The organism is Nocardioides sp. (assembly GCF_036401255.1).
Classification (GTDB): Bacteria; Actinomycetota; Actinomycetes; order Propionibacteriales; family Nocardioidaceae; genus Nocardioides.
The window spans coordinates 1-5,781 of record NZ_DASWVI010000252.1 but is presented as its reverse complement, the minus strand read 5'-3'; the positions used below and the strand labels follow the sequence as shown (position 1 = coordinate 5,781).

The following is a 5,781-nucleotide window of genomic DNA, read 5'->3' as shown; positions in this document are numbered from 1 at the left end:
CGGGCCGCACCGACCCGGGCGGCGACCCGGCCGAGCGTGCCGCGCCGGACCCGGGCGTCGGCGAAGACCCCGACCCACTGCTCGGCCAGGGATCGGGCGTCGTAGCGCCGCGAGGTGTGCAGCGCGCCGGCGCCGAGCCGGGCGCGGAGGTCGTCGTCGGACGCGAGGCGCAGCAGGGCGCTGGCCATCCCGGCGACCGACTCCGGCGTGACCAGCAGGCCGTTGACGCCGTGCTCGACGATCTCGCGGGGGCCGGTCGGGCAGTCGAAGCTCGCCACCGGCACCCCGGCCGCCATCGCCTCCTGGAGGACCAGCGGGAAGCCCTCGGACCGGGACGTGAGCGCGGCGATGCTGGCCCGAGCCCACTCGCTGGGCATGTCGGTGGTGCTGCCGGGCAGTTCGACCCGGTCGTAGAGACCGTACTTGCGGGCCTGGCGGCGCAGCTCGTTGCGCTGGGGACCGTCGCCGAGGATGCGCAGCCGCCAGCCGGGCAGCCGGTCGGCGACCTCGGCGAACGCCTGGACCAGCTTGGGGAACTGCTTCTCCACCACGAGCCGCCCCGCGGCGACGATCAGCTGACCGTCGAGCCGGGACCGGGGGGTGAAGGTGAGGGGGAGCGGGTTGGGCAGCACGACGACCTCGGGGCTGAGGTCGCCGAGCTGGTCGCGCAGCCAGTCCGCGGTCGTCGGCGTGAGCATCGCGACGACGTCGGCGCGGGGGGCGAACGCCAGGAGCGGCTCCAGGCCCGCGGCCCGGTCGGACGCCGAGGAGCGGTGCTCCTGGTGCACGAGGATCGCCCGGTCGGGCACCAGCTGTGCGGCGGCCGCGAGCAGCGCCGGGGCGACGGTCACCACGACGTCCGCGTCGAGGGCGGGCAGCGCCTCGGCCATCGCCACGTCGGTGAGCGCCGAGAACTGCCCGTCCCACCGGGGTGGCACCAGCAGCGACTCGCGCTCGTGCAGCACCCGGGCGGCGTCGTCGGCCGCGAGCACCTCCTCGCGCACGTCGGTGAGGTGCTCGACGGTGACGCGGGGGTCGATCTCGAAGTGCGGCCGGTCGGCGGTGCGGGTGATGCTGACCAGACGGACGTCGTGGTCGGGGCCGAGGGCGTTGGCCTGCGTGATCGCCGACCGCGCGCTGCCGCCCATGCCGTCGACGTCGACGACGAGGTAGGCGATCCTCATCGAGACACCTCGCTGCCCTCGGCCCCGTCGTCGGTCCCGTCGTCGGCCTCGTCGTCGGGCTCGTCGTCAGCCCGGTCGTCGGGCTCGCGCTCGCCGCCGCCCTCGACGAGCCGGGCGACCAGCGTCGCGTCGGGCGACCAGCGCAGCCGCAGCGGCGAGGCGTCGGGGTCGTCCCCGGAGAGCAGCGGCAACAGCACCGCCTGCTGGGCGTTGGTGAGGTCGTTGCGCCGGCGGCGCAGCCGCAGGCCGCCGGCGAGCACCTGGGCGACCTGATCGGTGCCGGCGGGCAGGTCGGGCTCGGTCAGCACCGCGACGCAGTGGTCGTCCTCGCGGGTGACAGGGTAGGTCGCGAGCGCGGGGCGGTCGGGGCCGTCGGGGCCGTCGGGGCGGTTCGGCCCGGGGGGCACCAGCCGCAGCTCGGTCGCGTCCGTGTGCTCGAACCGGACCCGGATGCCGGTCTCGTCGACCGCGAGGTCCAGCACATCGAGGGCCGGCGCGGGCCGGCTGCGGCGTACGCGCAGCATCCCCTCCTCGGTGCGCACCAGCGCGAACTGCCAGCGGCCGCCCGGAGCCGGGGGGATGCGGGGGCGGGTGCGGGGGAACGGCGCGATCCCCGGCGGGATCCACACCGTGCGGGACGAGCGCACGCTGCCGCGGTCGACGACCACGTCGTAGCCGCCCTCGGCGTCGCCGGGCAGGTCGAGCAGGTCGGCGCGCACCGACCGGTACGCCGGGTCGTCCTCGGGGACGTCGCTGCGCAGCGGGTGCACCTCGCCGTCCGCGTCGCGCAGCGCGATCGTGCCCGCGACCGGCTCGAGCGCGAGCCAGAGCGTGTGGCCGTCGAGGATGCCGGCGTACGCCGCGACCGGTGCGCCACGGGGCGGGCCGGGTGGCGGCGGGGGCGCGTCGGCCGGGGCCTCGTCGGCGGCGCGCCGACGGCCGGGGGAGAGCCTCACGCGCTCAGAGCCCCGTGACGCCCTCGTCGCCGAACCCCTCGGCCTGCTCGTCGAAGGTCTCGTGCTCGAGCAGGTGCAGGATCGGCACGCCGAGCCGGCGCCGGGCCTTGGACGTCCAGTCGAGGTGGAAGAACTCGGCCACCACGTGCGGCCGGGTCAAGATGATCGCCTCGCGGCCGTCGACCGCCGCGACCTTCGCGGCCAGCGCGTCGATCGGGGGGGCGGTGACGATCTCGCCGTGGGCCGTGGCGCCGCTGGCGCGCAGCGCCTGGAGGGTCGACTCGAGCTCGGCGCTGGAACGCTCCTCGCAGTCCTTGCGGACCGCGTCGAGGTCGACCTCGCCCATCGGCATCGTCGGCGCGGCCAGCATGTCGCCGGCGGTCAGTGAGCCCATCGCGGACTCGATGCGCGCCGCGGCGTCCTCCAGCGGCAGCAGCACGTGGTAGGTCACCGGCCCCTCGAGGCCCTCGTGCAGCGAGTGCACCTGCGCGGCGTCCTGGGCGGACAGGGCCTGCTCGACGAGGAGGACGACGTCGTAGTCCTCAGCCGGGGTCACGGACGGGTTCTCGGACATCTGCTGCTGCCTCCTCGGCCGGCCGGGTCGGTCGACATCAGTCGACGTTCAGGATCCTAGCGAGGTCGTACCCAACGGGTTCGTCGAGTTGCTCGTAGCCGCAGGACTCGGGGTCCCGGTCGGGCCGCCAGCGCCGGAACTGGGCGGTGTGGCGGAACCGCCGGCCCTCCATGTGGTCGTAGGCCACCTCGAGCACCCGCTCGGGGCGCAGCGGCGTGAACGAGAGGTCCTTGCCCTGGCTCCACCGGCTCTGCGTGCCCGGCACCCGGTCGGGGTTGGCGGTCAGGAACTCCGTCCACCTGCCCCAGGGGTGCTCCTCGATCGGTACGACGAGCGGCTGGAGCTCCGCGATCAGCTCGGCGCGGCGGGCGGCCGTGAAGCTGGCGCTCACCCCGATGTGCTGGAGCTCGCCGTCGGCGTAGAGGCCGAGCAGCAGGCTGCCGAGCAGCGGCTTCTCGGGCGTGCTGGTCTTGTGCTCCCGGTAGCCCGCGACCACGACGTCCGCGGTCCGCTCGTGCTTGATCTTGAGCATGGTCCGGGCGTTCTGCTGGTACGCCGCGGTCAGGGGCTTGGCGACCACGCCGTCCAGGCCGGCGCCCTCGAACTCGTGGAACCACGCCTCGGCCTCGGCCGTGTCCGTCGTCGTGCGGGTGAGGAAGCAGGGCCCGTCCAGCCCCGCCAGCGCCCGCTCGAGCGCGGCGCGCCGCTCCGCGAACGGCCGCTCGGCGTACGACTCCTCGCCGAGCGCGAGCAGGTCGAACGCGACGTACGACGCAGGTGTCTTCTCGGCCAGCATGTCGATGCGGGACTGTGCCGGGTGGATGCGCTCCTGGAGCACCTCGAACTCGAGCCGCTCGACCCCGTCGTCGTTGGCCAGCGCCACGAAGATCTCGCCGTCGAGCACGCACCGGGCCGGCAGCTGCTCGCGCATCGCGGCCACCACCTCGGGGAAGTAGCGGGTCAGCGGCTTGGTGTTGCGGCTGGCCAGCTCGACCTCGTCGCCGTCCTTGAACACGATGCACCGGAACCCGTCCCATTTTGGTTCTATTTGTACGTACGGGAGCATCGAGAGCGCCTTCTCTAGCGACACCGGCTTGGCCAGCATCGGGAGCACGGGCGGCATCACTTGCAGGTCCATACAGGACACGATAGGCGGCGGTCGGCTCGCGTCGGGCGGGTCTCGGCTTGCTACCACCAGCGACGGCGAAGCGGTCGAATCCGCTGCCGACGTTGCTTCCGGTTTAGCGTCGTGATGTCCAGCAGCACACTATGCGATCGACCAGCGCTCGCTGGCAGAGCTGGGTGTGAAGGGCGGCGTCGTCCACGCAGTACTCGTCCAACCACTTGGTCCGGGGTCGGTGGAGGCGTATTGCAGACGCTACTGCTCCTCCACGTCGCGGATGAACACGATTGCCACTCGACTAAGGACCGTACGTCGGGCAACGTCGGGCTCGACTCCGCCCAGCACGGCTGGCGTGCCCCGACTTCGTCCGGATCTTCACCCGCAGGCCCGGCACCCTGGCGAGCTGGTACGCCCATATGGGACCGGCACCGTAGGCGCCGGCGACCAGCTCCAGGCCGGGCAGATCGGCACGCTGGGCACCAGCTCCGGCTGACACCTGCACTTCGAGGTCCCCCCAAGGGTGGCTCCTTCTACGAGGACCCCATTGACCCGGTGCCGTGGCTGACCGCCAACGTGGGCAAGGCCTTGCCCGGCGATACCGTCCCGGTCTTCAACACCACCCCGGAGACCGGCACGCTGACCGTGCTGCCTTACAACGTCAAGCACGCCAACAGCTGCCTGGAGACCTTGGCCCACGAGAACGTAATCTCCGGCCCCGAAGTGGTGGCGCTGCAGGAGGCCGACTTTCCTGCGCGGCAGCAACTTCGACCGCAATGTTCAGTGGCTGGCCCGCCGGCTGTGGATGCAGGGCGGCTACGCGATCAACGGCCGTTGGAAGGGCCGCGAGCTGATCGACGACACGGTCCGGGAACCAGTTGAGGCGTAACCCGCTGGCGGCGCACGGGTGCATCAACGCCGCCCGATCGGGGAGCGCCGACACGAGGAGGTCGACCAGTGAGCGGAACCCTGACCGACGAGGCGGACACGTTCAGGGTGGATGTAGGGGCATCCCGGATGGAACGCATCCGTCGTGCGCGGCAAGATCAACAGGGAATCTTTCCAACGACAAGGAGTAATGGCATGAAGCTTTACGCGCGCCACAAGGGTGCCAACGCGGTGGCAGTGGTCACCCTCGCGATCACGTTGGCCGCCTGTAGTGGCGGAGGCCAGAGCGCAGCGCCCGACGATCCCGGGTCGGCGGCGACCGGCCAACCGAGCGCAGCGCCCGACGATCCCGGGTCGGCGGCGACCGGCCAACCGACCAGCACTCCCAACTGGGCCATGACGCGTCCAGCAGCGTTACCGGCCGACGAGGACAAGGTCGAGATAACGGGCACCGTCGCCGACGTGAACACCAACCAGCGCACGTTCACCGTGCTGGGCTACCGCGTGCAGATCGACGACGACACGACGTACGAGGCGGTCGGCCGCGAGCTGGACGCCCGCCGCTTCTTCGCGGCCATCCGCGCCGGGCTGAGCGCACAGGTCAAGGGCCGCCCCGACGGGCAATCCATCTACGCGGCCGAGATCGAGCTCAAGTACCCGGAAGTGATCGGCAAGGTCGCTTCCGTTGGGGAAGGCGTCATCACGCTCGGCGAGCGCACGTTCCGGTACGACGACGACACGCGGCTGGAGGACGGCGCTCTCCCGACGGCCGGCGACATCGCCGAGGTCAACTACGACCCCACCAGCGAGTCCGACGGCCACGCGTACGCCGCCGAGATCGGGGGTGAGGACGAGCCGCAGATCAAGAGCCGGACCACGGACATCGACCCGGAGAGCGGCCAGTTGAAGACATGGCTCGGGCAGACCGTGCTCACGGGCGCGGACACGCGCTACAAGGTCGTCGGCACCGAGGTCTCCCGGAGTCAGTTCTTCGACACAGTCCGGCGTGGCGACGTCATCGAGGCAGAAGGCCCGCTCTCGGGCGGCACCCTGCAGGCT

At 72.1% G+C, this 5,781-nt stretch carries 6 protein-coding genes; 2 read left to right on the top strand and 4 right to left on the bottom strand.

All coding sequences use genetic code 11. The features are described 5' to 3' along the window. The 4 genes from VGD85_RS11510 to VGD85_RS11495 all read right to left on the bottom strand — a co-directional run. Positions 1 to 1,184: glycosyltransferase family 4 protein (locus tag VGD85_RS11510; RefSeq protein ID WP_331063581.1), on the bottom strand; the 1,184-nt coding region annotated here is incomplete at its 3' end. Further along, positions 1,181 to 2,140, bottom strand: coding sequence for a hypothetical protein (locus VGD85_RS11505; RefSeq protein WP_331063580.1), 960 nt, complete (start codon positions 2,138 to 2,140; stop codon positions 1,181 to 1,183). The genes VGD85_RS11505 and VGD85_RS11510, both read right to left, overlap by 4 nt. 4 nt (positions 2,141 to 2,144) lie before the next feature. Further along, on the bottom strand, positions 2,145 to 2,714 hold the full coding sequence (locus tag VGD85_RS11500) for a hypothetical protein (RefSeq protein WP_331063579.1): 570 nt from the start codon (positions 2,712 to 2,714) through the stop codon (positions 2,145 to 2,147). 37 nt (positions 2,715 to 2,751) lie between these two features. Then, on the bottom strand, positions 2,752 to 3,852 hold the full coding sequence (locus tag VGD85_RS11495; protein ID WP_331063578.1) for an ATP-dependent DNA ligase: 1,101 nt from the start codon (positions 3,850 to 3,852) through the stop codon (positions 2,752 to 2,754). A 537-nt stretch (positions 3,853 to 4,389) separates the two neighbouring features. On the opposite strand from VGD85_RS11495, the gene VGD85_RS11490 reads away from it, so the two are divergent. Beyond that, on the top strand, positions 4,390 to 4,716 hold the full coding sequence (locus VGD85_RS11490; RefSeq protein WP_331063577.1) for a hypothetical protein: 327 nt from the start codon (positions 4,390 to 4,392) through the stop codon (positions 4,714 to 4,716). Between the two features lie 201 nt (positions 4,717 to 4,917). Next, the coding region (locus tag VGD85_RS11485) for a DUF5666 domain-containing protein (protein ID WP_331063576.1) at positions 4,918 to 5,781 on the top strand (864 nt) is incomplete at its 3' end.